The 22011-nt window shown below is 57.4% G+C and carries 22 protein-coding genes; 15 read left to right on the forward strand and 7 right to left on the reverse strand.

Features of this window, described 5'->3' with window-relative positions; genetic code table 11:
• The first annotated feature begins 4 nt into the window (after positions 1 to 4).
• The 6 genes from ispG to LG301_RS13045 all read left to right on the forward strand — a co-directional run bounded on the left by ispG (position 5) and on the right by LG301_RS13045 (position 6619).
• Positions 5 to 1120 carry a flavodoxin-dependent (E)-4-hydroxy-3-methylbut-2-enyl-diphosphate synthase gene (gene ispG / locus LG301_RS13020; protein ID WP_404471578.1) on the forward strand — a complete coding sequence of 372 codons (1116 nt, stop codon included), beginning with the start codon at positions 5 to 7 and terminating at the stop codon, positions 1118 to 1120.
• 75 nt (positions 1121 to 1195) lie between these two features.
• On the forward strand, positions 1196 to 2491 hold the full coding sequence (gene hisS / locus LG301_RS13025; protein WP_404471579.1) for a histidine--tRNA ligase: 1296 nt from the start codon (positions 1196 to 1198) through the stop codon (positions 2489 to 2491).
• Positions 2492 to 2577: 86 nt separating this feature from the next.
• A complete protein-coding gene (locus tag LG301_RS13030) occupies positions 2578 to 3237 on the forward strand; it encodes a YfgM family protein (protein ID WP_404471580.1) in 660 nt (219 codons plus the stop codon).
• Positions 3237 to 4418: an outer membrane protein assembly factor BamB gene (bamB, locus tag LG301_RS13035; protein WP_263067534.1), complete on the forward strand. Its 1182-nt coding sequence runs from the start codon at positions 3237 to 3239 to the stop codon at positions 4416 to 4418. Before LG301_RS13030 ends, bamB begins: the two co-directional genes overlap by 1 nt.
• Positions 4415 to 5818, forward strand: a complete 1404-nt coding sequence (gene der / locus LG301_RS13040; RefSeq protein ID WP_404471581.1) for a ribosome biogenesis GTPase Der — start codon at positions 4415 to 4417, stop codon at positions 5816 to 5818. Before bamB ends, der begins: the two co-directional genes overlap by 4 nt.
• Positions 5819 to 6004: 186 nt before the next feature.
• On the forward strand, positions 6005 to 6619 hold the full coding sequence (locus tag LG301_RS13045; RefSeq protein WP_404471582.1) for a hypothetical protein: 615 nt from the start codon (positions 6005 to 6007) through the stop codon (positions 6617 to 6619).
• A gap of 36 nt (positions 6620 to 6655) precedes the next feature.
• Here LG301_RS13045 and LG301_RS13050 read toward each other — a convergent pair whose 3' ends face one another.
• Positions 6656 to 7525 (reverse strand): ATP-binding protein, encoded by an 870-nt coding sequence (locus LG301_RS13050; protein WP_404471583.1) that lies wholly within the window; start codon positions 7523 to 7525, stop codon positions 6656 to 6658.
• Positions 7526 to 7625: 100 nt separating this feature from the next.
• On the opposite strand from LG301_RS13050, the gene LG301_RS13055 reads away from it, so the two are divergent.
• Entirely contained in the window at positions 7626 to 8429 is an 804-nt protein-coding gene (locus LG301_RS13055; RefSeq protein ID WP_404471584.1) for a M48 family metallopeptidase, read from the forward strand.
• A gap of 22 nt (positions 8430 to 8451) precedes the next feature.
• A complete protein-coding gene (locus tag LG301_RS13060; RefSeq protein WP_404471586.1) occupies positions 8452 to 8709 on the forward strand; it encodes a hypothetical protein in 258 nt (85 codons plus the stop codon).
• Positions 8710 to 8816: 107 nt separating this feature from the next.
• On the opposite strand, the gene aroE is transcribed toward LG301_RS13060, so the two are convergent.
• From aroE to LG301_RS13085, 5 genes are all read right to left on the reverse strand, one after another.
• Complete coding sequence (aroE, locus tag LG301_RS13065; RefSeq protein WP_404471587.1) at positions 8817 to 9641, reverse strand: shikimate dehydrogenase; 825 nt, start codon at positions 9639 to 9641, stop codon at positions 8817 to 8819.
• A 9-nt stretch (positions 9642 to 9650) separates the two neighbouring features.
• Entirely contained in the window at positions 9651 to 10583 is a 933-nt protein-coding gene (hemF, locus tag LG301_RS13070; protein ID WP_404471588.1) for an oxygen-dependent coproporphyrinogen oxidase, read from the reverse strand.
• Between the two features lie 40 nt (positions 10584 to 10623).
• Positions 10624 to 11178: an L-threonylcarbamoyladenylate synthase gene (locus LG301_RS13075; RefSeq protein ID WP_404471589.1), complete on the reverse strand. Its 555-nt coding sequence runs from the start codon at positions 11176 to 11178 to the stop codon at positions 10624 to 10626.
• A gap of 69 nt (positions 11179 to 11247) precedes the next feature.
• The gene (dprA, locus tag LG301_RS13080; protein WP_404471590.1) at positions 11248 to 12369 is read right to left on the reverse strand and encodes a DNA-processing protein DprA; all 1122 of its coding nucleotides are present in this window, start codon (positions 12367 to 12369) and stop codon (positions 11248 to 11250) included.
• 39 nt (positions 12370 to 12408) lie between these two features.
• Positions 12409 to 13458: a LysM peptidoglycan-binding domain-containing protein gene (locus LG301_RS13085; RefSeq protein WP_404471591.1), complete on the reverse strand. Its 1050-nt coding sequence runs from the start codon at positions 13456 to 13458 to the stop codon at positions 12409 to 12411.
• Positions 13459 to 13648: 190 nt separating this feature from the next.
• On the opposite strand from LG301_RS13085, the gene def reads away from it, so the two are divergent.
• The 7 genes from def to LG301_RS13120 all read left to right on the forward strand — a co-directional run bounded on the left by def (position 13649) and on the right by LG301_RS13120 (position 21158).
• Positions 13649 to 14161, forward strand: a complete 513-nt coding sequence (gene def / locus LG301_RS13090) for a peptide deformylase (protein WP_404471592.1) — start codon at positions 13649 to 13651, stop codon at positions 14159 to 14161.
• 137 nt (positions 14162 to 14298) lie between these two features.
• Entirely contained in the window at positions 14299 to 15285 is a 987-nt protein-coding gene (gene fmt, locus LG301_RS13095) for a methionyl-tRNA formyltransferase (RefSeq protein WP_404471593.1), read from the forward strand.
• Positions 15282 to 16616 (forward strand): 16S rRNA (cytosine(967)-C(5))-methyltransferase RsmB, encoded by a 1335-nt coding sequence (rsmB, locus tag LG301_RS13100; protein ID WP_404471594.1) that lies wholly within the window; start codon positions 15282 to 15284, stop codon positions 16614 to 16616. The genes fmt and rsmB overlap by 4 nt, the downstream gene beginning before the upstream one ends.
• A gap of 36 nt (positions 16617 to 16652) precedes the next feature.
• Positions 16653 to 16859, forward strand: coding sequence for a dodecin (locus LG301_RS13105; RefSeq protein ID WP_404471595.1), 207 nt, complete (start codon positions 16653 to 16655; stop codon positions 16857 to 16859).
• Between the two features lie 123 nt (positions 16860 to 16982).
• Positions 16983 to 18356, forward strand: a complete 1374-nt coding sequence (trkA, locus tag LG301_RS13110; protein ID WP_404471596.1) for a Trk system potassium transporter TrkA — start codon at positions 16983 to 16985, stop codon at positions 18354 to 18356.
• A 49-nt stretch (positions 18357 to 18405) separates the two neighbouring features.
• Positions 18406 to 19854 carry a TrkH family potassium uptake protein gene (locus LG301_RS13115; RefSeq protein ID WP_404471597.1) on the forward strand — a complete coding sequence of 483 codons (1449 nt, stop codon included), beginning with the start codon at positions 18406 to 18408 and terminating at the stop codon, positions 19852 to 19854.
• Positions 19855 to 19907: 53 nt separating this feature from the next.
• Positions 19908 to 21158, forward strand: coding sequence for a TraB/GumN family protein (locus tag LG301_RS13120; RefSeq protein WP_404471598.1), 1251 nt, complete (start codon positions 19908 to 19910; stop codon positions 21156 to 21158).
• 19 nt (positions 21159 to 21177) lie between these two features.
• Here LG301_RS13120 and LG301_RS13125 read toward each other — a convergent pair whose 3' ends face one another.
• Positions 21178 to 21942 (reverse strand): tRNA-uridine aminocarboxypropyltransferase, encoded by a 765-nt coding sequence (locus tag LG301_RS13125; RefSeq protein ID WP_404471600.1) that lies wholly within the window; start codon positions 21940 to 21942, stop codon positions 21178 to 21180.
• Positions 21943 to 22011: the final 69 nt, after the last annotated feature.

The following is a 22011-nucleotide window of genomic DNA, read 5'->3' on the forward strand; positions in this document are numbered from 1 at the left end:
TCTTATGCACGCCCCTTCTCCCATTAAACGCCGCTTTTCACGCCAAATTCATGTTGGCAATGTCGCCGTGGGTGGCGATGCACCGATCGCTGTCCAAAGCATGACCAATACCAACACGCTGGATGTAGCCGCCACGGTGGCGCAAATTCAGCAGTTGGAAAAGGCCGGTGCCGATATCGTGCGGGTTTCCGTGCCCGATATGGATGCTGCTGAAGCGTTTGGCCAGATCAAGAAGCTCGCCAATGTCCCGCTCGTGGCCGACATCCATTTTGATTACAAAATCGCGCTGCGGGTTGCCGAGCTGGGTGTGGATTGCCTGCGCATCAACCCGGGCAATATTGGTCGCGAAGATCGCGTGCGTGCCGTTGTCAGCGCCGCTCGTGATAACGGCATTCCCATCCGTATTGGGGTCAATGCCGGTTCGCTAGAGAAAGACCTGCAGAAAAAGTACGGCGAGCCTACGCCTGCTGCGCTGGTCGAGTCTGCCATGCGCCATATCGATTACCTGGATCGCCTAGATTTCCAGGAATTCAAAGTCAGCGTCAAAGCCTCAGACGTGTTTATGGCCGTAGCGGCCTACCGCGACTTGGCTACGCGTATCGAGCAGCCGCTTCACCTAGGCATTACCGAAGCGGGTGGGCTGCGCGCTGGCACTGTAAAGTCGTCTATCGGCCTCGGCATGCTGTTAATGGACGGTATCGGCGATACCATTCGTGTTTCCCTGGCGGCGGACCCCGTTGAAGAGATCAAAGTCGGCTTTGATATGCTCAAGAGCCTCAAGCTGCGTTCCAAAGGCATCAATTTTATCGCCTGCCCGAGCTGCTCGCGGCAAAATTTCGATGTCATCAGCACCATGAACCAGCTCGAAGAGCGCCTGGAAGACGTGATGACGCCACTGGATGTTTCAGTGATTGGCTGTGTCGTGAACGGCCCTGGCGAAGCAAAAGAGACGGATATCGGTCTGACCGGCGGCTCCCCTGCCAACTTGGTGTATATCGACGGCAAACCCGCCAGCAAGCTGCGTAACGACCACCTTGTGGACGATTTAGAGAAACTCATTCGTGACAAAGTGCGCCAGAAACAGCAGCAGCAAGACGACATGATTGCTCGCAGCGTTTAATGCCGAGCCAGACTGCCCAGCGGGGGCGACAGGTGATCGCTCGCCCCACGCTGCCTCCCATACAAGGAGTTTTCATTGAGTAAGTCCGCCGCCAAAAAGATTCAAGCGATTCGTGGTATGAACGACCTATTGCCCAGCGACAGCCCTCGCTGGCAATTTTTTGAGGCCACCGTTCGTCAGTTAATGCATCGCTATGGCTTTGATGAAATTCGCACGCCGATTGTCGAGCAAACCGCACTCTTCGCCCGTTCGATTGGCGAAGTTACCGATATCGTCGAAAAAGAGATGTACACGTTCGACGACCGCAATGGGGATAGCCTGACGCTGCGCCCTGAAGGCACCGCCAGCTGTGTGCGTGCCGCTATGGAGCATGGCCTGCTCTATAACCAAACCCAGCGGCTTTGGTATCAAGGGCCGATGTTCCGCCACGAGCGTCCGCAAAAGGGTCGCTACCGCCAGTTCCACCAGGTGGGTGTCGAAACCTACGGTTTTGAAGGCCCTGATATCGATGCGGAAGTTATCTTACTCTCAGCTCGCCTGTGGCGTGAGCTAGGGCTGTTAGAACACGTCACGCTAGAGCTCAACTCATTAGGCTCCTCAGAAGCACGCGCCGCTTATCGCGATAAACTGGTCGCCTATTTCGAGCAACACCACGACGTGCTGGACGAAGACTCTAAGCGCCGTTTAACCAGCAACCCGCTGCGTATTCTTGACTCGAAAAACCCAGCAATGGCCGAGATGCTCGATGCAGCCCCGCAGCTGATGGATCACCTGGACGATGCGTCTCGGGATCATTTCGAACAGTTAAAAGCGATGCTGGACGCCGCGAACATTTCTTACGTGGTCAACCCTCGCCTCGTGCGCGGCCTGGACTACTACTGCCGCACGGTGTTTGAGTGGACCACTACGGCACTGGGCAGCCAAGGCACCGTCTGTGCCGGGGGCCGCTACGATGGCCTGGTGGAGCAGCTTGGCGGCAAACCTACCCCGGCGGTAGGCTTTGCCATGGGCATCGAGCGCCTGGTGCTACTGCTGGAAACGCTCAACTTGGTGCCTGACGCTGCGCTCGGCGGCTGCGATGTCTACCTTCTGCCTATGGACGACAGCGCCACGGTGGCCGCACTCACCCTGGCAGAACATCTGCGCAGTGAGCTTCCAGCTCTGCGGCTACAGCTCCATTGCGGTGGCGGCAGTTTCAAAAGCCGCATGAAGAAAGCCGATAAAAGCACTGCCCCCATTGCCGTGCTGCTGGGCGAAGACGAGTTGGCTGAAAACGCTGTAACGCTGAAGTTTTTGCGTGAAGAACGCGAGCAGCAGCGAGTGGCTTACGCTGAGCTGGCAACGACGTTGCGCGAACTCATTACCCATTAACACTACTGCTGTGACGCGACATTAAAACAGCAGATGAATACTTGCTAGCCGCTTACGCGGCTATGCCATAGCACAGGAGGCCGCCCGTGGCGGAGCTGAGAAGCGAAGAAGAGCAGCTTGATGTCATCAAGCGCTGGTGGAAGGAGAATGGAACCTCTCTTATTGCAGGCGCAGTGCTTGCAGCAGCGGGGGTGTTTGGCTGGAATGCCTGGCAAAACTACCAGGAAGGCCAGGCCGAGGCCGCCTCTGCCCGCTACCAACAGCTAGTGAATATGACAGCGGGCAACGCCTTAGAAGATGATGAGCTGGCTACCGCCCGCACGTTAATCAGCGAGATTAATGACGAGTATGGTAATACGCTATACGCCGAGCTTGCGCTGCTATTGGATGCGCGCCTTGCCGTACAGCAAGGCAACCTAAGCGACGCCAAAACGTCTCTAGAGAGCCTGGCTGATAGCTCCTCGCGGCCCTTCGTACAAAGCCTTGCTTGGCTGCGCTTAGCGCGGATCGAAGTCGCTGATGGCAATCCAGACGCTGCGCTAAGCCTGCTTGATGAGCCGATCACAGAGTCGCTCGCCGCTCAGCAAGCCAATGTGCGTGGCGACGCCTACGCAGCGCTGGGCGACACAGAGCAAGCGCGTGACGCTTGGCAAACCGCGCTAGATCTGGCCCAAACCCAAAACCAAGCACTCTATGGCGTACAGTTTAAGCTTGACGACCTTGGCGCTGAGGAGGCGACACAGTGATGAACCATAGTCTGGCAAGACCGCTATTTTCCAAGCAGTGGCTACGCATGGCGCTGGGTGCAACGGCCTTAGCCTTGTTAGCTGGGTGTGCAAATAAAGAAGAGCCTGCCTATACGCCGAAAGAGCTACGCAGCTTTGACGAGACGTCATCGCTGGATAGCGTGTGGCGTAGAAACGTCGGCGATGGCTTAGGCCGCGCACGCTATCCCATCGCTCCCTCCCGTGAAGGCAATACGGTATTTGCCGCTGACGCCACAGGCCTAGTAATGGCACTCAACGCCAATAACGGTGAGCGCGAATGGCAAACCGAGCTGGACACGCCTGTTTCCAGCGCTCTAAATGCGGTGGCAGGCAACGTCTACCTAGGCACCCGCAACGGTGAAGTGATTGCCCTCGACCAACGCGATGGCAGCATCAACTGGCGCGCTCGGGTCTCTAGCGAAGTGCTGGCCGCCCCGCAGGCCAACCAGCAGCTACTGCTGGTACAAAGCATCGATGGTCAGGTCACCGCGCTAGACCGTGCAAGCGGCCAAGAGCGCTGGGTGTATACCAGCTCGCAGCCTTCGTTAACGCTTCGCGGCACCGGCACGCCCATGGTGATCGACCCGGTGACCTTTGTCGGCATGGCCAATGGCCGTTTAGCCACCCTGGATAACCGCAACGGGCAGCCGCTTTGGGACATGCAAATTGCCACGCCACAAGGGCGCAGCGACGTTGAGCGCCTAGTCGACCTATCGGGACAGCCGGTGCTAAGCCCGGATGGCCGCTTGTTTGTCACCAGCTATAACGGCCGCGTCGTCGCCCTTGAAGCTACCCAAGGTGGCGTGCTGTGGGAGAGCAACCTGTCTAGCCGCCACACGCCCATCCTGGTAGGCAACTTCTTGTTTGTTGTTACCGATAACAGCCAGGTCGTTGCCCTGGATGCTAATACTGGCCAAGAAATTTGGCGCAACAACAACTTAGAAGACCGCTGGCTAACGGCGCCTGCCTTTGCTGATGGACGCCTGGTACTAGGCGACTTTGAAGGCTACGTGCACCTGATCGACGCGCGTGAAGGCGATATCGTCGGCCGTACCCGTGTGCACCGCTCAGGTATTAGCGTGCGCCCGGTCACCGAAGGCAACATCATTCATGTTCAGGCGAATAATGGTCGCCTGGAAACCCTGGAAGTAACTCCATGACACCCGTCATTGCTTTAGTCGGTCGACCCAACGTGGGTAAATCGACGCTGTTTAACCGCCTGACGCGTTCGCGTGATGCGCTCGTGGCTGATTTTCCTGGCCTCACTCGTGACCGCAAATATGGCAATGGCATGTTGGGCGGCAAGTCGTATACCGTGATTGACACAGGCGGTATTAGCGGTGATGAAGAAGGCATTGATGCGGCGATGGCTGAGCAGTCGTTAGCCGCTATCGATGAAGCCGATATCGTGCTGTTTTTGGTTGATGCGCGGGCAGGGCTAAACGTCGCTGACGAAGCGATTGCCAACCATCTGCGGGTTAACCAAAAAAAAACCTGGTTAGTGGTCAATAAAACCGACGGTTTGGAAGAGCATTCGGCCATGGCCGACTTCTGGAAGCTTGGTTTGGGAGACCCCTGGCCGATCGCCGCCGCCCATGGTCGCAACGTATCGCTACTGATCGATACGGTGCTGGAGCCATACCCCGAGCGCGACGCCAGCATTCCTGCGGATACCGGCAGTAAAGGCATTCGTATTGGCGTGATTGGCCGTCCGAACGTGGGCAAATCCACGCTGGTGAACCGTCTGCTCGGCGAAGAGCGTGTGGTGGTGTTTGATGAAGCAGGCACCACCCGTGACGCCATCGAAATTCCTTTTGAACGCAACGGCAAGCCGTACGTACTGATCGACACTGCCGGTATTCGGCGGCGTAAGAACGTGCGTGAAATCGCCGAAAAGTTCTCGATCATCAAAACGCTGGATGCGATCAAAGAGAGCCATGTGGCGGTGATGGTGCTGGATGCCCGCAGCGGCCTTGTCGAGCAGGACTTACACCTGCTGGACTACGTGCTGACCACCGGCCGAGCGCTAGTACTGGCCATTAATAAGTGGGATGGCCTTGAGAGCGAGGCTAAAGAGAAGATCCGCGCGGAAATCAAACGCCGCCTGGGCTTTGCCGACTACGCCGAAATACACTTTATCTCAGCGCTGCACGGTACGGCGGTGGGCGATTTGTACCCGTCCATTGAGCGCGCCTTTAACGCCGCTAATGCACACTGGTCGACCAACCGCCTCACCACGCTGCTGCAAGACGCCGTGAGCCAGCATCCGCCTCCCATGGTGAATGGCCGCCGCATTAAGCTGCGCATGGCGCACCAGGGCGGCAGCAATCCACCAATCATTGTGGTACACGGCAATCAAACCGCGTCGCTGCCTGAGGCGTACCGTCGCTACCTGACCAACACCTTCCGCAAAGTGTTAAAGGTACGCGGCACGCCAATGCGCTTTGAATTCCGGACGGGCGACAACCCGTTCGACCATATGGCGGGCGCTAGCGATAAAGAGAAGGCTAAAAAACGCGAGCTTAATCGCACTAAAGAAGCGCGCAAAAGCCGTCGCTGAGCCTGGATAACGGTCGCACCGCCTACGCGGATGTAGCAAACGCCTGCTGGCGCAATCCAGCAGGCGTTTTTGATGGTAAGTGGTGTGCGTAAATTAGCTTGACAGACGCGCGCGCTAGCCCTCAAATAGCCGCGCTTTTCAGCCTTGCCCCACCCTAAATCTTAGCCCTTCCTAGGAGGGAGTTTTATGATGACTGCCGTTAGCCGCTGGCGCGGACTTGCGATGTTAGCCATGGCAAGCCTTTTAACTGGCTGCCTTGCGTTGCCCCAAACGGGTTTGTTTGCGTTTCGCTTAGCCGTTACCTCACTGGGCATTGAAGAGGTGCGCATTGGCCCCTACAGCGTTCAGGCAGGGCTTGATACCAGCGATTTAACCAGCCTGATCGCCTCTAGCCTGGGTGCGGGCAGCTTGCCCGTTCAGGCAACGCTGGCGATGGGCCTGGGGCTGCCCGCCGGCATGCCTGCCGTTGAGATGTCTGGCTTCCGCTGGACGCTGGATATGCCGGGAGTCGACCCGGTGAATGGCCAGTATCAACAGGATGTGATGCTAACCCCAGGCGACGATGCCAAACTGCGCCTGCCGGTGGCCTTCGATATTCTTGCCACTGACCCACAGCGGATGCGGCCAATGATAGACCTTGCAAGCCAATTGGCATCACAAGGCGCGCTGCCTGCCGGTAGTGAACTCGCCATTACCCCTGGCGATCTGCGCGGCTTGGGCATGACGCTACCATCTGGCCTCTTCACACCCACCATTCGCCTCAACGTTGGGGCTGATGGTCAGCTGATTCCCCAACGCTAATCTTTAGGCCGTGGAAGAGGCGCTCACTTTTCTCGGCTACCCCTTCTCTTGAAGCCGCTTGCGGCCTACCCAGTGGGCCGCGAACTGCCATGCGGTGCGGCCGCTTCGCCCTCCCCTTAGGGTGGCGAAGCGAATAGCCTCAGCTTTTGTCGCATCGCTCCAATCCTGCGGTTGACCAAGATGGCTAACCCAGTGCTGGCACACCTCAAGGTACGTTGCTTGGCTGAAGGGATGGAACCCCAGCCATAATCCAAACCGGTCAGAGAGCGAAATCTTCTCTTCCACCGCATCGCCATGGTGCAGCTCCTCACCAACTAAGCGGGTGCCACTATTGTCGTCCATCGACTCCGGCAACAAGTGGCGGCGGTTCGACGTGGCATAGAGCAACACATTATCCGGCGGCCCGGTTAACGCACCATCCACCACGCTTTTTAGCGCTTTATAAGCATCATCATTGCCCTCAAAAGAGAGGTCATCGCAATACACCACAAAGCGCTGCGGCTGATGACGTAGCTGCTCCACCAGCAGCGGTAGACTGCAAAGATCATGGCGGTCTACCTGGATCAAGCGAAGCCCCTCCTCAGCTAGGGAGTTAAGCAGCGCCCGTATAATGGATGATTTTCCGCTTCCCCTAGAACCCCACAGCAGCGCGTGATTAGCGGGGTGCCCTTGTAGAAAGGCCCGCGTGTTATCAAGCAGGGCCAATTTTTGCCGCTCAATACCGAGCAGGTCATCCAGCGTCAGCGTATCCCGGGGCGGTACCGGCACCAGCCAGCCCCCGAGTGGATGGCGTTGCCAGATAGCGGCGATGTGAGTCCTCCAATCTACCGGCGTGGGTGCAGGGGGCAGCCAGTGATCAACATGATCTAATAGCCGTGTAAGGCGTTGGCTCAATTCAGCATCCATAGTAATCCTCGGAGTGGGTTATGATAAGGGGGTTTGATTTACTACCGACAGTGGTTATCTTGTCGGCAAGGATCCCCGCTCGTCTATAAGGAAACCGTCTATGCGTTGGCTTCGTCCATTGGCTATTACTGCGCTGTGTGCCTCCATTGCGGCATGCGCAACCTCTCCAACCGGCCGCTCGCAGCTGTTACTGCTTTCAAACGATCAGCTCAACCAAATGGGCCAGCAGGCCTTTGCTCAGTATCAACAAGATATACCCACCGCTGATCAGGCAAGTCACCGCTATGTTCAGTGTATAACCAACGCAATCGTAGACGTTTTGCCCGCTGAGCAGCGCAGCCTCGACTGGCAAATCCGTGTGTTTGAGTCTGAGCAGCCTAACGCCTTTGCGCTGCCCGGCGGCTACATGGGCGTCAATACAGGCATGTTGGATATAGCCACCAACCAGAATCAGCTCGCCTCGGTTGTCGGCCATGAGATTGGCCATGTGATTGCTAACCACGCCAACGAGCGCGCCTCTACCCAAAGCGCCACGTCGCTGGGTTTATCGGTCATTTCCAGCGCGTCAGGCATGCAGTCTCCCGGCGGCCAGCAGTTAATGGGCGTGCTAGGTATGGGGGCTGAGTACGGTATTGCGCTTCCCTTCTCACGCCGCCATGAAAGTGAAGCCGACGTTATTGGTCTACAGTTGATGGCCCAGGCTGGCTTCGACCCACGGGAAAGCATCACGCTATGGGAGAATATGCAGGCAGCTTCCGGCGGTGGTGCACCGCCTGCCTGGATGTCTACCCACCCAAGCCAAGGCCAGCGCATCCAGGGGCTTCAAGCGAATATGGATCAAGCGCTGGCAAGCTACGAACAGGCACGCAACAGTGGGCGCACGCCTAACTGCCCACGCCCTTAAGCGGCCCACATCAGAGGTTTGAATGATTCGACTTGGTTTACTGCTGCTGGTACTGCCCCTTCTAGTGCTGATGGGCGTCTTTTTTTGGGAACTCGGCGATGTACGCGCTTGCCAGCTTGATGGCGGCTACTGGGACTACATAGAAAGCACCTGCCGCGATACACCGCAGCCGTTTGTGTCCTGGCTTGAGCGCTCGCCGCTGCTGGTCAATGGCGGCATGATCGTGTCTGTGTTGGGACTGGTTATGTGTATGGTAGGGTTTTACACCAAGCGCCGTTAAACGTTGGGCAATAACGCTAGCAATAGAAAAGGGGCCGCTTATCCAGCGGCCCCTTTATTTATCATGCAGTGCTACGGTGCCGATAGCCGCCTCAACCGATACACGTCTTAATCGCTAAAATTCAGCGACTGCCTTAGCTGCGAGCGCACCGGTGCGGTGTCGGGGCGCACATTACGCCATAAGAAAAATGACTCAGCGGCTTGCTCTACCAGCATCCCTAGCCCGTCCAGCAGCTTGGCGCCACGCGGCCCCGCCCATTGCAAAAAGACCGTTGGCTCGGCACCGTACATCATGTCGTATGCCCAGGCGTAGGGCGTAAACAGTTGGTCAGGCAGCGGCGGTAAATCACCGGACAGACTCGCGCTGGTTCCATTAATGACGACGTCAAACTGACCCTCTATGGCGTCAAGCCCTCCGCCCTTCACATCGCCCAGATCGGAAAAGTCCTGCGCCAACTGGATGGCTTTCTCTGCAGTGCGATTCACCACCACCAGCTCCCGGGGCTTTTCAGCCAGCAGCGGTTCCAGCACGCTGCGCACGGCGCCGCCCGCGCCTATCACCAACACACGCTTATCTTGAATAGGCACGCCGTGGTAGGCCAGATCGCGAACCAGCCCTACGCCGTCCGTCGTATCACCATAGGTACGGCCATTACCTCCCACAATCAGGGTATTCACCGCTTGGGCACGCTCAGCACGATGACTCCGCGTGTCACACAGCGCAAACGCGTCTCCCTTAAAAGGCACGGTTACATTGGCGCCACGCCCACCTTCTGCGACAAACGCCTGCCAAGCAGCAGCGAAGCCATCAACCGGTGCTAGCTCACTGGTATAGGTCATGTCCTGCTGGGTTTGTCGACCAAACTCCCCGTGAATGAGCGATGATTTGGAGTGTTTAATCGGGTTGCCAAAGACGCAATAACGATCAGCCATAAAGCCTCCTTATGCCTCGCCCTGCTGGGCGGCTTCAGCCAGCCAGTCCCTGGGCACTAGGTATTCATTAAGCCTTGCCTCTGGGGTGCCCGCTTCGGGTGTAAAAGCGTACTCCCAGCGTGCTAAGGGCGGCATCGACATCAAGATGGATTCTGTACGCCCACCGCTTTGCAGGCCAAACAGCGTGCCTCTGTCCCAAACCAGATTGAACTCCACATAGCGGCCACGACGATACAGCTGGAAGTCACGCTCTTGCTCCCCCCAAGCATCGTTCCTGCGACGCTCAACAATCGGTAAGTAGGCATCCAGGAAGCTGTCACCCACGGCACGTTGGAAGGCAAAGCAATCCTCAAAACTACCTTCATTTAAATCGTCAAAAAACAGGCCACCCACCCCTCGGGTTTCATCACGGTGCTTTAGGTAGAAGTACTCATCGCACCACGCTTTGTAGCGAGGGTAAATCTCTTCACCAAAGGGGTCGCAGGCAGCTTTTGCCACGCGATGCCAATGTACCGCGTCCTCAAACACCGGGTAGTAGGGGGTTAAATCAAACCCACCGCCAAACCACCAAACAGGCGCTTCGCCAGGTTTCTCGGCAATAAAGAAGCGTACGTTGCCGTGGCTAGTCGGTATATGGGGATTTTCAGGATGCAGCACCCACGACACCCCTACCGCATGGAAGCTGCGCCCGGCCAGTTCAGGCCGCGCCGCGGTGGCAGAAGGCGGCAGCGTTGCACCAAATACATGAGAGTAGTTCACGCCGCCTTTTTCAAACACAGCGCCATGCTCAATCACTCGTGAACGCCCGCCACCGCCCTCTTCACGCTCCCAGCTGTCCTCTTTGAAGCGCGCGCCACCGTCGGCAGCGGCAAGGCCTGTACACAGCCGTTCCTGCAGGTCTAGCAGGTAGCGCTTAACATCATCTAGGTGTTCGTGAGCCACATTAACTCCCAGGGTAAATAAATTGAGTGGGCCGCTGCGTTTACTGACGAAGCACTTTACCAGTGACTAAGTCACGAATGGTGCTTGGGCGAGCGTTGCCGCCTAACGCACCGGATACGATGGCGGCGACTTCATCCCCGAATATTGAGGCGACGTCTTCTGCACTCATGGCGGGAGGGTCGCCTGCGCGGTTGGCCGAGGTCGAGACCAGCGGTCCGCCAAACGCGTCGCACAAGGCTTTCATCAGAGGGTGATCGGTTACCCGCAGCGCCACGCACTGATGGGCGCCACGCACTAGCCCATGACTGCGGCCATTATCTGGCACCAGCCAGGTGTTGGGCCCTGGCCAGCTGGCGGCCAAAGGAGCATGAAGAGCGAGCGGCAGCTGATTTAACCAGGGCTGAAATTGATGAATTGTGGAGGCGACTAAAATAACCCCTTTGGCAGGGTCACGCGCTTTCATACGCATTAAGTGCGCCAGCGCTTCATCGTTATCCGGGTCACAGCTAAGTCCCCATACGGCTTCGGTGGGGCATGCAATCACACCACCTGAGCGCAGCGCGCTCACCGCCGCCTTTAATTCAGCCGAATCCATAGATGCTCCTCGTGAAAAAATCATGACCTGCCGCTGCTCAGCCAGCGCGAATAATCAGTTATTGGCATCCTACCATGGCCGCGCCAAGCGCACCCAGCCGCCTGCCTGCTGGGTAACATGCCCCTCAAGTTCCAGCATCAATAGCCGCTGCTGGCACTCGCTCACTGGCGTGCCAGTGTTCTGAACCAGCACATCAATCGGGGTTGGCGTGGTGCTTAAAGCGCTTAATAAATTGTCGCTCGGCGGTGCATTGCCGCTGGGCTTAATAGCGTCGGTATCATCGGCAAGCGGCTCAAGCTCGGTGGGCAGAAAACTGCTTGCCCAGTGCTGCAGCTCTTCAAGTATATCGTCTACATGGCGCACGAGTGTCGCGCCGGTTCGCAATAGATGTAGACAGCCCCGCGCCTGGACATTGTGCAGCGACCCAGGCAGCGCAAACAGCTCGCGCCCCTGCTCAAGGGCTAAACGGGCGCTCACCAGTGAACCACTTTTCTCGGTCGCTTCGACTACCAGCGTGCCTAAACTGAGGCCAGTGACAATCCGGTTTCGGCGAGGGAAAAAAGCGGGACGGGCCACCGTGCCCGGCGGATGCTCGGAGAGTAGCAACCCTCCTGGCACGGTGCTTAACTGTTCGTATAAATCTCGGTGGCGAGCAGGGTAAATCACATCGACACCACACCCTAATACCGCAATTGAATGCCCACCGGTCGCCAGCGCCGCACGCTGAGCGACCCCATCGACCCCCAGCGCCATGCCGCTCACAATGCACCAGCCGCGTTGTGCTAGTTCGCGGGCAAACGCTTGGGCATTACCGCTGCCTTCTGAGGTAGGCCTGCGTGTTCCCACCATCGCAAGTTTGGGGCCTTCGAGTGCGCTTAGATCGCCTTGGGCCCAAAGCACAACGGGCGGGTCAGGCAGCTGGTTAAGCAACGCAGGCCACGCGGGGTGATCCCGGTGGAGCAGATGACGATTAGGGCCATTCTGTAGCCAGGCTTGTGTGTCGTTGACTACAGATTGCAGCGGGCTGCGTTCTGGATGTTCCAGCCATAAGCGCAGCGCCGTGGCTGCCGCGCTGGGTAGCACCGCCAGCCAGCCCTGTGGCCATTGCGGCCCGCGAGCCACCAGTTGCGTTATACGGTGGGGGCCCATACCGGGCAGGGCATTCACTACCAGCCACTCCTTGGCATCCATACTTAGCCTCCTGGTTCGCTGTGGCTCTTGAGTAACGGGTTATCTAACCGGTGTACGTACCACATCGCCCACGGCAAGTACGTTCGATGCCTGCATGACCAAGGCGTAGCTCACACGGTTATAAGGCTTAAAGATCATAATTTGGCCCGCTTCTGTTGCAGGCAGCTGGATAAGCTCTTGGGTACGGGGGTCATTCACCAGCTCGCCCTGCTGGTCGACCCGTAATACATGCCCTGGCTGAAGACCATCTTGGGTACCCAGGTCTATCGCTACCACCTGTAAGCGCCCAATAAAACGCACGCCCCCAGGGACGGCTACAATATTACCGGACAGACTGTTTAACGGCGCCCGGGGCTGGAAAGTCTCCCCCCATTCACGCTGATCAAGCGGCATTAGAATGTCGTTATTACGCACTTCTTGGTAAGCACTCAACACTTCTACTCGGGCGATATCGCCTTCATTACTTAACTGACGCGCCTCGCCAATCTTGATCAGCTCCATCCCCAGCGGCGTTCCATCATTGGCAATATAAGGATCGCTTTGGCGATAAATCCCCAGCTGAGCCCTATCAGGAAGCTCACCCCGTACATACAGCGTATCCCCCGCACCGCTGATCAAGCGTTGATTCTCTCCGCCTACCACGTAGGCCAGCTCACGCAGCGGCTCGCCCTCCTCCAGCACCCGGTGTTCACGCAAAAACGCCTGCACAACGTCCAGGGGGAGAGGCGCAATGGCTTCCCGTTCCGGCACGGTGCGCATCTGGGGTGACAGCTTTACCACACCCTGTCCCCGCTCTAACGTTAAACAGGGGGCACCCTGGCAATTGCCTAGCACCAATACATCGCCTGGGTAGATAAGATGCGGGTTGCGAATATGTGGATTAGCCTGCCAAAGTTCAGGCCACTGCCAGGGTGAGTGTAAATAGCGCGCAGAAATACCCCACAGCGTATCGCCGCGAACCACTTCATACCGCTCTGGTGCGTCGCTACGCAGCCGCTCCCAGGCTAATACCGGATGGCTCACCAGTAAGGCGATGCACATTAGCAGGGCGCCAAAGACGCTATAATAAAGAGGCTTTGTTGCCGCCATCCTGTTCTCCCTAGGCAGTCGCTGGTGGAGTGATACGCAAGGCCGTCGCAAGGAACGCACGTGCCCAGGAACACTAACAGCATGATATGATGGCTATCAGTAAACCACTTATAGTAATGCACTTAGGCCCGCCGACACAGTGAGTGAGGCCTACTCATTAAAGACTCAGCTTAACGGTGATTGTAACGCCATGGCCAAACTTCCTATTCTCGAATTCCCCGACGAGCGCCTGCGTACCAAGGCGGTAGCGGTGGAAACCGTTGACGATGAGGTTCGCCAGCTCGTCGATGATATGCTGGAGACCATGTACGACGCGCGGGGCATCGGCCTTGCAGCGACGCAAATCGATGTACATCGCCGCGTGGTAGTGATGGATGTTAGCGACGATAACTCCCAGCCGCTGGTACTTATCAACCCACGCTATGAGCCGATAGGCGAAGAGAAGGAGCCACTCTCCGAGGGGTGCTTATCTATCCCAGAGTATTACGCCGAGGTGCCGCGTTTTCTCAAGGTAAAGCTCAATGCGCTTGACCGTAACGGCGAGCCTTATGAGTTAGAGGCTGACGGTCTATTAGCACACTGTATTCAGCATGAGTATGACCACCTAGAAGGCGTACTTTTTGTTGACTACTTATCGCCGCTCAAGCGCGACCGGGTAATGAGAAAGATGCAAAAGCGCCACAAGCTGATGCAGGACGCTTAAGTCGCTACTGCCAAGTACCCTAAGCCGAGCCGCAGAATGATGAACGCCTACTGGATATAATTGGGCGCACTCATTCGCTGTTCGGCATTTTTCGCTAGACGCATCCCCGTTCCCACTTCTGTTAGGTAGTTACGCCCATGTCTCAGTTGCGCGTTGTTTTTGCTGGCACGCCTGATTTCGCCGCCTCCAGCCTTGCCGCCGTGCTCGAAAGCGAGCATGACGTCGTGGCGGTTTACACCCAGCCCGACCGCCCTGCAGGCCGGGGCCGCAAGCTTACCCCTAGTCCGGTCAAGCAGCTTGCCCTTGAACATGAAATACCGGTGTATCAACCCGTCAGCTTAAAGAACGCTGATGCCCAAGCCGAATTAGCGGCCCTCGAAGCCGACGTCATGGTTGTGGTTGCCTACGGCCTGCTGTTGCCCCAAGCCGTTTTGGATACGCCGCGGTTAGGCTGTATCAACGTGCATGCCTCGTTATTACCCCGCTGGCGCGGCGCGGCGCCTATCCAGCGAGCTATTGAAGCTGGCGACAGCACCTCTGGCGTGGTCATTATGCAAATGGATGCAGGGCTCGATACCGGCGCAATGCTTTATGAAGTACGAACGCCGATCACAGCGCGTACCACCGGCGGTGACCTGCATGACCGGCTCGCCATCCAAGGCGCAAACGCGTTGGTTAACGTGTTAGACGAACTGGATAGCGGCAACCTAACCGCCACTCCCCAGCCCGAAGAGGGCGTGACCTATGCGGCCAAGCTGAGTAAAGCGGAAGCCGAGCTAGACTTTCACCAGCCCGCCGAACAGCTAGCGCGTAAAATTCGCGCCTTTAACCCGTGGCCAGTGGCCTGGTGCACGCTGGGCAATGACCGCCTACGTTTATTAATGGCCAGCGTTGAGTCAGGCGAACAGCCGCCGTCACCGCCCGGCACGCTGCTTGAACATGGCGAGGATCATCTGCGCATTGCCTGCGGCGAACAGGGCCAGGAAGTGCTCTGCGTTAGCCGCGCTCAACTACCGGGGGGCAAAGCCATGGCCGTACGTGACCTGCTCAACGCCCGCCAAACACCCCTGACAATTGGTACCCAGCTTGGGCTGCCCGCACCTCAACAAGGAGTTAACCCATGAGCCAACAGCGCCCCGCAAAAGGCGGCAGTGGCCAAGAGGTGCGTGCTGCCGCTGCCCGTGCGCTCGTCCCTGTGCTTACCGATAAAGGCTCTCTCGCCGGACTTGATGAACACAGCGTTGTCGCCCGCGACCGTGGCCTGCTGAAAGAGCTGTGCTACGGCACCTGCCGCCGCCTGCCCCGCTTGGAAGCCCTCGCTAACAAACTGCTTAAGCAGCCGTTCAAGAAGCGCGACAGCGACGTTCACGCGCTGTTGCTCATCGGTATTTATCAGCTGCTGTATATGCGTATTCCTGCCCACGCCGCGGTGGGGGAAACCGCGGGCGCTGCGCGCTTGCTGGGCAAAGAGTGGGCTACCCGCGTGCTTAACGGCTGTCTGCGCCGCCTGCAGCGGGAAGCCGAAGCGCTTCAGGCCGATGTCGACCGCGAAGAGCATATTGCGCTAGAGCATCCCCCCTGGCTCCTAAGCGTTCTACGCGATGCCTGGCCCGACCAGTGGCGCGCCATTGCCGAGGCGAATAATGAGCCGGGGCCCATGACGCTAAGGGTTAACCAGCACCACAACGACCGCGAAGCGTACCTAGCGCAACTGGTTGAACAAGGGCTAAGCGGTTATTTATGCCCCCATGCGCCTGACGGCATCACGCTTAATACCCCCTGCGATGTTTCCGTGCTGCCAGGGTTTGAGCAAGGCCATGTGAGCGTTCAAGATGAAGCGGCCCAGCTCTCTGCTGCGCTACTTGGCCCCGCTCTTGCGCCGCGCCCGGGCGCCCACGTGTTGGATGCCTGCTGCGCCCCGGGGGGTAAAACAGCCCACTTACTAGAGCAGTTCGATATTGCGCTAACCGCCATTGATAGTGACAACCAGCGTTTAGGCCGGGTGGATGATACGCTCAACCGTCTAGGGCTAACGGCGGAGCTACAGCACGCCGATGCCACCCAGCAGGACTGGTGGAGCGGTACATCGTTTGATGCCATCTTGCTCGACGCGCCCTGCTCCGGCACCGGCGTTATTCGCCGCCATCCGGATATTAAAACGCTGCGTCGGAAAGAGGATATTCGTCAGCTTGCCAAGCTCCAGCAGCAGTTGTTGGATAACCTCTGGCCGCTACTACGCCCCGGTGGCACGCTGCTATACGCCACCTGCTCTGTGCTACCTGCAGAGAACGCCGACCAAATTGACGCCTTCCTTGCCCGCACCCCGGATGCCAAGGTGACTACGCCCAGCGACGTTGCCTGGGGCATCCAAAGCGGTGAAGGCCGCCAGCTCTTTCCAGCGCAGGGCAGCCACGATGGCTTTTTTTATGCCAGACTAGAGAAGCGGACTGCTTAATAGTAAGCAGTGAATTCATGCAAGGATGGAGAAACCATGAGTGATCACACCTATAAGCATGTAGAAATCACCGGCTCTTCCGAGATAGGCATTGAGGAAGCCGTGCAGAACGCCCTCGCTAAAGCGTCTGAGACAATTAAGCACATGCGCTGGCTGGAAGTTACCGACACCCGTGGCCATATCGAAGATGGTCGCGTTGCGCATTGGCAGGTAACCGTCAAAATCGGCTTTACGCTAGAATAAGCCCTACCTGCTTTTTGACGGCGGCTGGTTTACACTGGCCGCCGTCTTTATTGCAGTGCACACCCACTTACACAAACCAGTGACCAAACGCGCTGGCGCTTACAACGGAACCGATGCTCAGCAATGAAAATCATCATTCTTGGCGCCGGCCAGGTCGGCGGCACCCTAGCGGAGCATCTCGCCCGCGAAGAAAATGACATTACCGTCGTTGATACCGATGCAGCGAAGCTGCGCGAACTACACACCAAGCTGGATATTCGTACCGTTACCGGCGCAGGCTCCTATCCCATTGTGCTGCGCCAAGCGGGCTGTGAAGACGCCGACATGCTGATTGCGGTGACCAACACCGACGAAATCAATATGATCGCCTGCCAAGTCGCGCATACGCTGTTTCGCACCCCTACGAAAATAGCCCGCGTGCGCGCCACGGCTTACCTGACCCGCAAAGGCCTGTTTGCCCACGAAGCCATTCCCATTGATGTGTTGATCAGCCCTGAGCAGGTGGTCACCGACCACGTGCGCCGCCTAATCGAGCACCCTGGCGCCCTGCAGGTCTTAGAATTTGCGGGAGGTTTAGTACAGCTGGTGGCGGTTAAAGCGTTTTACGGCGGCCCGCTGGTAGGACAAGACCTCGCCTTCTTAGGCGAACACATGCCCAACGTAAACACCCGGGTAGCGGCCATCTATCGTCGCAACCGGCCGATTATTCCCCGTGGCGATACGGTCATTGAAGCCGACGATGAAGTGTTCTTTCTTGCCGCACGGCGGGATATCCGCGCCGTAATGAGCGAACTGCGCCGCGTCGAGCGTGATTTTCGCCGAGTGGTGATCGCCGGCGGCGGTAATATAGGTGAGCGCCTGGCGGAGCATCTGGAGCACAGCCACCAGGTGAAGATCATCGAACACAACCTCGAACGCTGTACCACGCTCTCTGAACGGCTTGACCGAACGGTCGTGCTCCACGGCAGTGCCACCAGCAAGCGGCTTTTAGAAGAGGAAAATATCGAAGATTGCGATATTTTCTGTGCCCTGACCAACGACGACGAAGTCAATATTATGTCGTCGCTGCTCGCCAAACGCTTGGGGGCAAAAAAGGTGCTCACGCTGATCAATAATGCGGCCTACGTGGATTTGGTACAGGGCGGCGACATTGATATTGCCATCTCCCCCCAGCAGGCCACTATTGGCAGCCTGCTTACCCACGTGCGCCGGGGCGATATTGTTAACGTACACTCGCTGCGCCGGGGTGCCGCAGAAGCCATTGAAGCCATTGCCCACGGCGATAAGCAGTCCTCCAAGGTCGTTGGCCGCACCATCCGTGAAATCGATCTCCCAGAAGGCACCACCATTGGTGCCGTCGTGCGTGGCAAAGAGGTTCTCATTGCTCACGATGATGTCATGGTAGAGAGCGGCGATCACATCATCCTGTTTGTGATCGATAAGCGGCGAATCCGCGACGTGGAGCGGCTATTCCAAGTGGGCTTAACGTTCTTCTAGGCAATGTTCTTTATCAACACGGGGCCACTGCTATGAGGCAACCACTGCTATGAGTTTGCGGATTATTTTACGCATTTTAGGTCTGCTGCTGATGCTGTTCAGCCTCACCATGCTGCCCCCTATCCTGATGTCACTCTGGTTTCGAGACGGTGTTTGGCATGCCTTTATGAGCGGTATGGCCATCTCGGTCATTACCGGCCTGCTGCTTTTTCTACCCAACCGGAAGGCCCGAAAAGAGCTGCGGATTCGTGATGGCTTTATTATCGCCGCCATGTTCTGGACGGTGCTGGCGCTGTTCGGCTCGCTACCCCTCATGCTGTTTGGCGAAGGCGCGCTGGGCATCACCGATGCGGTATTTGAATCGTTTTCCGGTTTAACCACGACCGGCGCCACCGTGATTACCGGCATCGATTTTTTACCTGAATCCATCCTCTACTATCGCCAGCAACTCCAATGGCTCGGCGGCATGGGGATTGTGGTGCTCGCGGTGGCTATTCTGCCCACACTGGGCGTGGGGGGCATGGCGCTTTACCGTACCGAGATACCGGGGCCGCTAAAAGACTCCAAGCTAACGCCGCGCATTACCGAAACCGCCAAAGCCCTCTGGTATATTTACGCCACCCTAACAATCGCTTGCATGGTGGCCTATATGCTGGCGGGTATGGACTGGTTCGATGCGCTAGGCCATAGTTTTTCTACCGTCGCCATTGGCGGTTTCTCGACCTACGACGCCAGCATTGGCTACTTTAACAGTGCCGCTATCGAGCTCATTTGTATTGGTTTTATGCTGATCTCAGCGGTGAGTTTTAGCCTACACTTTATTGCTTGGCGTGAGAAAAGCCTGCTGCACTACTTTCAAGACCCGGAAGCACGTTTTTTAATGCTGTTTCTGGGTGGGTTGACGACATTCACCGTCGTCACGCTCTGGCTAACCGACACGTATGACGCCATGGAGGGGCTGCGCCACGGCCTGTTTGAGGTAGTGTCGGTGGCAACCACCGCCGGGTTTGCCGTCGCAGACTTCTCGGCATGGCCAGGCGCCCTGCCCTTCCTTCTCTTTGTGGCAGCGTTTGTGGGAGGATGCTCAGGCTCCACGGCCGGCGGCATGAAAGTTATCCGTATTATTCTGATTTTAAAACAGGGCATGCGTGAGGTAATGCGCTTGATCCATCCTAACGCGGTGATTGCCGTTAAGGTGGGCAAAGTGAGCGTACCCGACAGCATCGCCCAAGCGGTATGGGGATTTTTCTCCGCCTACGTCATGCTGTTTTTCTTGATGATCGTTGGCGTCATGGCAACGGGCGTCGACCAGGTGACCGCCTGGTCAACCGTTGGCTCAGCGCTGAATAACCTAGGCCCAGCACTCGGAGATGCCAGCAGCCACTATGGCGATATGCCAACGCTCGCCAAATGGATTCTAGTGATGGCCATGCTGCTGGGGCGCTTAGAAATCTTCACCATCCTGGTGCTGTTTACGCCTGCATTTTGGCGCCGTTAACCCTCACTGTTTTTTTATTTTCGCTTTCCTATTTTATATATTGAGTAATAGTCATGACCCAAGACGACAGTTCATCAGTGGCGGCGCCGACTTGCCCACCCGCCACTAGCGGGCCCTTAAAAACCGTCACCGTGGGCGAGACCCACTACACTCTGCTGGGGACCGCCCACGTTTCTGCTGAAAGCGCTGATGACGTTCGCAACCTCATCGCTAGCGGTACCTATGACGCCATTGCAATTGAGCTATGTGATGCCCGCCACCACAGCATGAATAACCCTGACGCCATGGGCGAGCAGGACCTGTTTCAGGTATTCAAACAAGGTAAAGCGGGCATGGTGGCGGCAAGCCTGGCCCTTGGCGCCTTTCAACAGCGTATTGCCGAGCAGTCAGGCATCCAGCCCGGCGCGGAGATGCGTGCGGCGGTAGACGCCTGCAAGGAGCGTAAGCTGCCGCTGCTGCTAGTTGACCGAGACGTGGGCATTACCCTGAAACGTATTTACCGCAATGTGCCCTGGTGGCAGCGCTTCTCGCTTTTCTCTGGGTTGATTGGCAGCGTCTTGTCGCGTCAAGACGTTTCCAAAGAGGATATCGAGAAGCTCAAAGAGGGCGATATGCTGGAGGCGACCTTCAACGAATTCGCCGCCGAATCGGAAGCGCTGTACACCCCGCTGATTCGCGAACGCGACCGCTACATGGCGCTACGCCTAGCCGAAGAGGCACCGCCCGGGCGCTATAAAAACGTGCTGGTGGTGATTGGTGCAGGCCACTTAAAAGGCACGGTGGAGCACCTTGAGGCGCCGCTGCCGGAACGTCCCACCCCTGAGCGGGAGTCCCTCGACGCGACGCCGCCGCCCTCGAAACTCTGGAAAGCCGCCCCCTGGCTAATTACCGCGCTGGTGCTGACCGGGTTTGTGATTGGCTTTTCGCGCAATACTGAGCTTGGCTGGCAGCTAGTGATTGAGTGGTTTTTGATCAACGGTATTCTGTCGGGTGGTGCCACCATTATCGCCCTAGCTCACCCGGTAACAGTGATTACCACTTTCTTTGCCGCACCACTCACGTCGCTTAACCCCACCATTGGCGCGGGATTTGTGGCCGCTGGGGTAGAGCTTTATATGCGCAAACCCAAGGTGCGCGATTTCTCTACCCTACGCCACGATGTTACCGAGCTTAAGGGCTGGTGGAAAAACCGCGTTTCACGCACCCTGCTGGTCTTCCTATTAGCCACGATTGGCTCCGCCATAGGCACCTGGGTCGCCGGGTTTAGAATTGCCGGTGCCCTGTTTGGTAGCGGCACTGCCTAAACGTTGCACGCCACATGCCTTAAACGCTGCCCTCTGCTTTGCGGGCTAACAGCCGCTGCATGGCAGCGGTTGGTTCTGCAATTTTGCGATAGTAGCGGCTCTCAGCGTAGCTGTCGTTGAACACATCAAAGTAATCATCCAAGACGCTTGCCGCGTCTTCATCACCGCTCTGACGCAATAGCTCAATGGCCACTTCCGCCGTGCAGAGATGCGCTTTCGAAGCGGGCTTACGCAGCCGATAGCGCGTTTCACGCTCGGTGCGCAGCGGCAGAACGGGCAACGCATCCAAGTAGGGGCTCTTGCGAAACATGCGCCGCGCTTGGCGCCAGGTGCCATCTAAAATCACAAACACTGGAATACGTGCCTGCTGCTTCGCCGCATGTACAGCGTTAATACCCACCACGCGCTCGGCGTAATCAGGCTGATCATCAGGAAAAATAACAAAGGGCGCGTAGCGCGGGTCTTCAAGCAGGGCCGCAAGCGCTTCATCCGGCGCGGTGCGATACCAGGTAAACACGCGGGTATTGGTCAGCACATCACCAATTAACCGGCCGGTGTTGGTCGGCTTAAAGTGCTCAATGGAGTGGGTTAACAGCCACACCTGGGCGTCGCTCTCGGCCTTTACTTGATAAGGGCACAGGCAGTTAAGTTCAGGCAGATTGCACCCATCACAGCGCGTCACAAAACTACCCCGCGCTTTAAACTCACGCCGAGGCGGTCGCGGGTGCCCCGTTACCGGATCACGTTCAGTGTGCTCAGGCGGAATAGAGGTAGCGTCAGACATCTGCGCTCCAACGATTTAAAGAAGACAATTAAAAGGGCGCAGAGTATATAGCAGCCTGCCCACCATGAC

Origin of the sequence: Vreelandella venusta (assembly GCF_044809155.1) — a bacterium.
In the GTDB taxonomy this organism is placed as follows: domain Bacteria; phylum Pseudomonadota; class Gammaproteobacteria; order Pseudomonadales; family Halomonadaceae; genus Vreelandella; species Vreelandella venusta_B.

What these genes read in the sequence shown, in the direction of transcription:
- ispG (WP_404471578.1), top strand. Translation starts at nt 5, where the DNA reads ATGCACGCCCCTTCTCCCATTAAACGCCGCTTTTCACGCCAAATTCAT.
- bamB (WP_263067534.1), top strand. Translation starts at nt 3,237, where the DNA reads ATGAACCATAGTCTGGCAAGACCGCTATTTTCCAAGCAGTGGCTACGC.
- der (WP_404471581.1), top strand. Translation starts at nt 4,415, where the DNA reads ATGACACCCGTCATTGCTTTAGTCGGTCGACCCAACGTGGGTAAATCG.
- LG301_RS13045 (WP_404471582.1), top strand. Translation starts at nt 6,005, where the DNA reads ATGATGACTGCCGTTAGCCGCTGGCGCGGACTTGCGATGTTAGCCATG.
- LG301_RS13050 (WP_404471583.1), bottom strand. Translation starts at nt 7,525, where the DNA reads ATGGATGCTGAATTGAGCCAACGCCTTACACGGCTATTAGATCATGTT.
- LG301_RS13055 (WP_404471584.1), top strand. Translation starts at nt 7,626, where the DNA reads ATGCGTTGGCTTCGTCCATTGGCTATTACTGCGCTGTGTGCCTCCATT.
- LG301_RS13060 (WP_404471586.1), top strand. Translation starts at nt 8,452, where the DNA reads ATGATTCGACTTGGTTTACTGCTGCTGGTACTGCCCCTTCTAGTGCTG.
- aroE (WP_404471587.1), bottom strand. Translation starts at nt 9,641, where the DNA reads ATGGCTGATCGTTATTGCGTCTTTGGCAACCCGATTAAACACTCCAAA.
- LG301_RS13075 (WP_404471589.1), bottom strand. Translation starts at nt 11,178, where the DNA reads ATGGATTCGGCTGAATTAAAGGCGGCGGTGAGCGCGCTGCGCTCAGGT.
- dprA (WP_404471590.1), bottom strand. Translation starts at nt 12,369, where the DNA reads ATGGATGCCAAGGAGTGGCTGGTAGTGAATGCCCTGCCCGGTATGGGC.
- LG301_RS13085 (WP_404471591.1), bottom strand. Translation starts at nt 13,458, where the DNA reads ATGGCGGCAACAAAGCCTCTTTATTATAGCGTCTTTGGCGCCCTGCTA.
- def (WP_404471592.1), top strand. Translation starts at nt 13,649, where the DNA reads ATGGCCAAACTTCCTATTCTCGAATTCCCCGACGAGCGCCTGCGTACC.
- fmt (WP_404471593.1), top strand. Translation starts at nt 14,299, where the DNA reads ATGTCTCAGTTGCGCGTTGTTTTTGCTGGCACGCCTGATTTCGCCGCC.
- rsmB (WP_404471594.1), top strand. Translation starts at nt 15,282, where the DNA reads ATGAGCCAACAGCGCCCCGCAAAAGGCGGCAGTGGCCAAGAGGTGCGT.
- LG301_RS13105 (WP_404471595.1), top strand. Translation starts at nt 16,653, where the DNA reads ATGAGTGATCACACCTATAAGCATGTAGAAATCACCGGCTCTTCCGAG.
- trkA (WP_404471596.1), top strand. Translation starts at nt 16,983, where the DNA reads ATGAAAATCATCATTCTTGGCGCCGGCCAGGTCGGCGGCACCCTAGCG.
- LG301_RS13115 (WP_404471597.1), top strand. Translation starts at nt 18,406, where the DNA reads ATGAGTTTGCGGATTATTTTACGCATTTTAGGTCTGCTGCTGATGCTG.
- LG301_RS13120 (WP_404471598.1), top strand. Translation starts at nt 19,908, where the DNA reads ATGACCCAAGACGACAGTTCATCAGTGGCGGCGCCGACTTGCCCACCC.
- LG301_RS13125 (WP_404471600.1), bottom strand. Translation starts at nt 21,942, where the DNA reads ATGTCTGACGCTACCTCTATTCCGCCTGAGCACACTGAACGTGATCCG.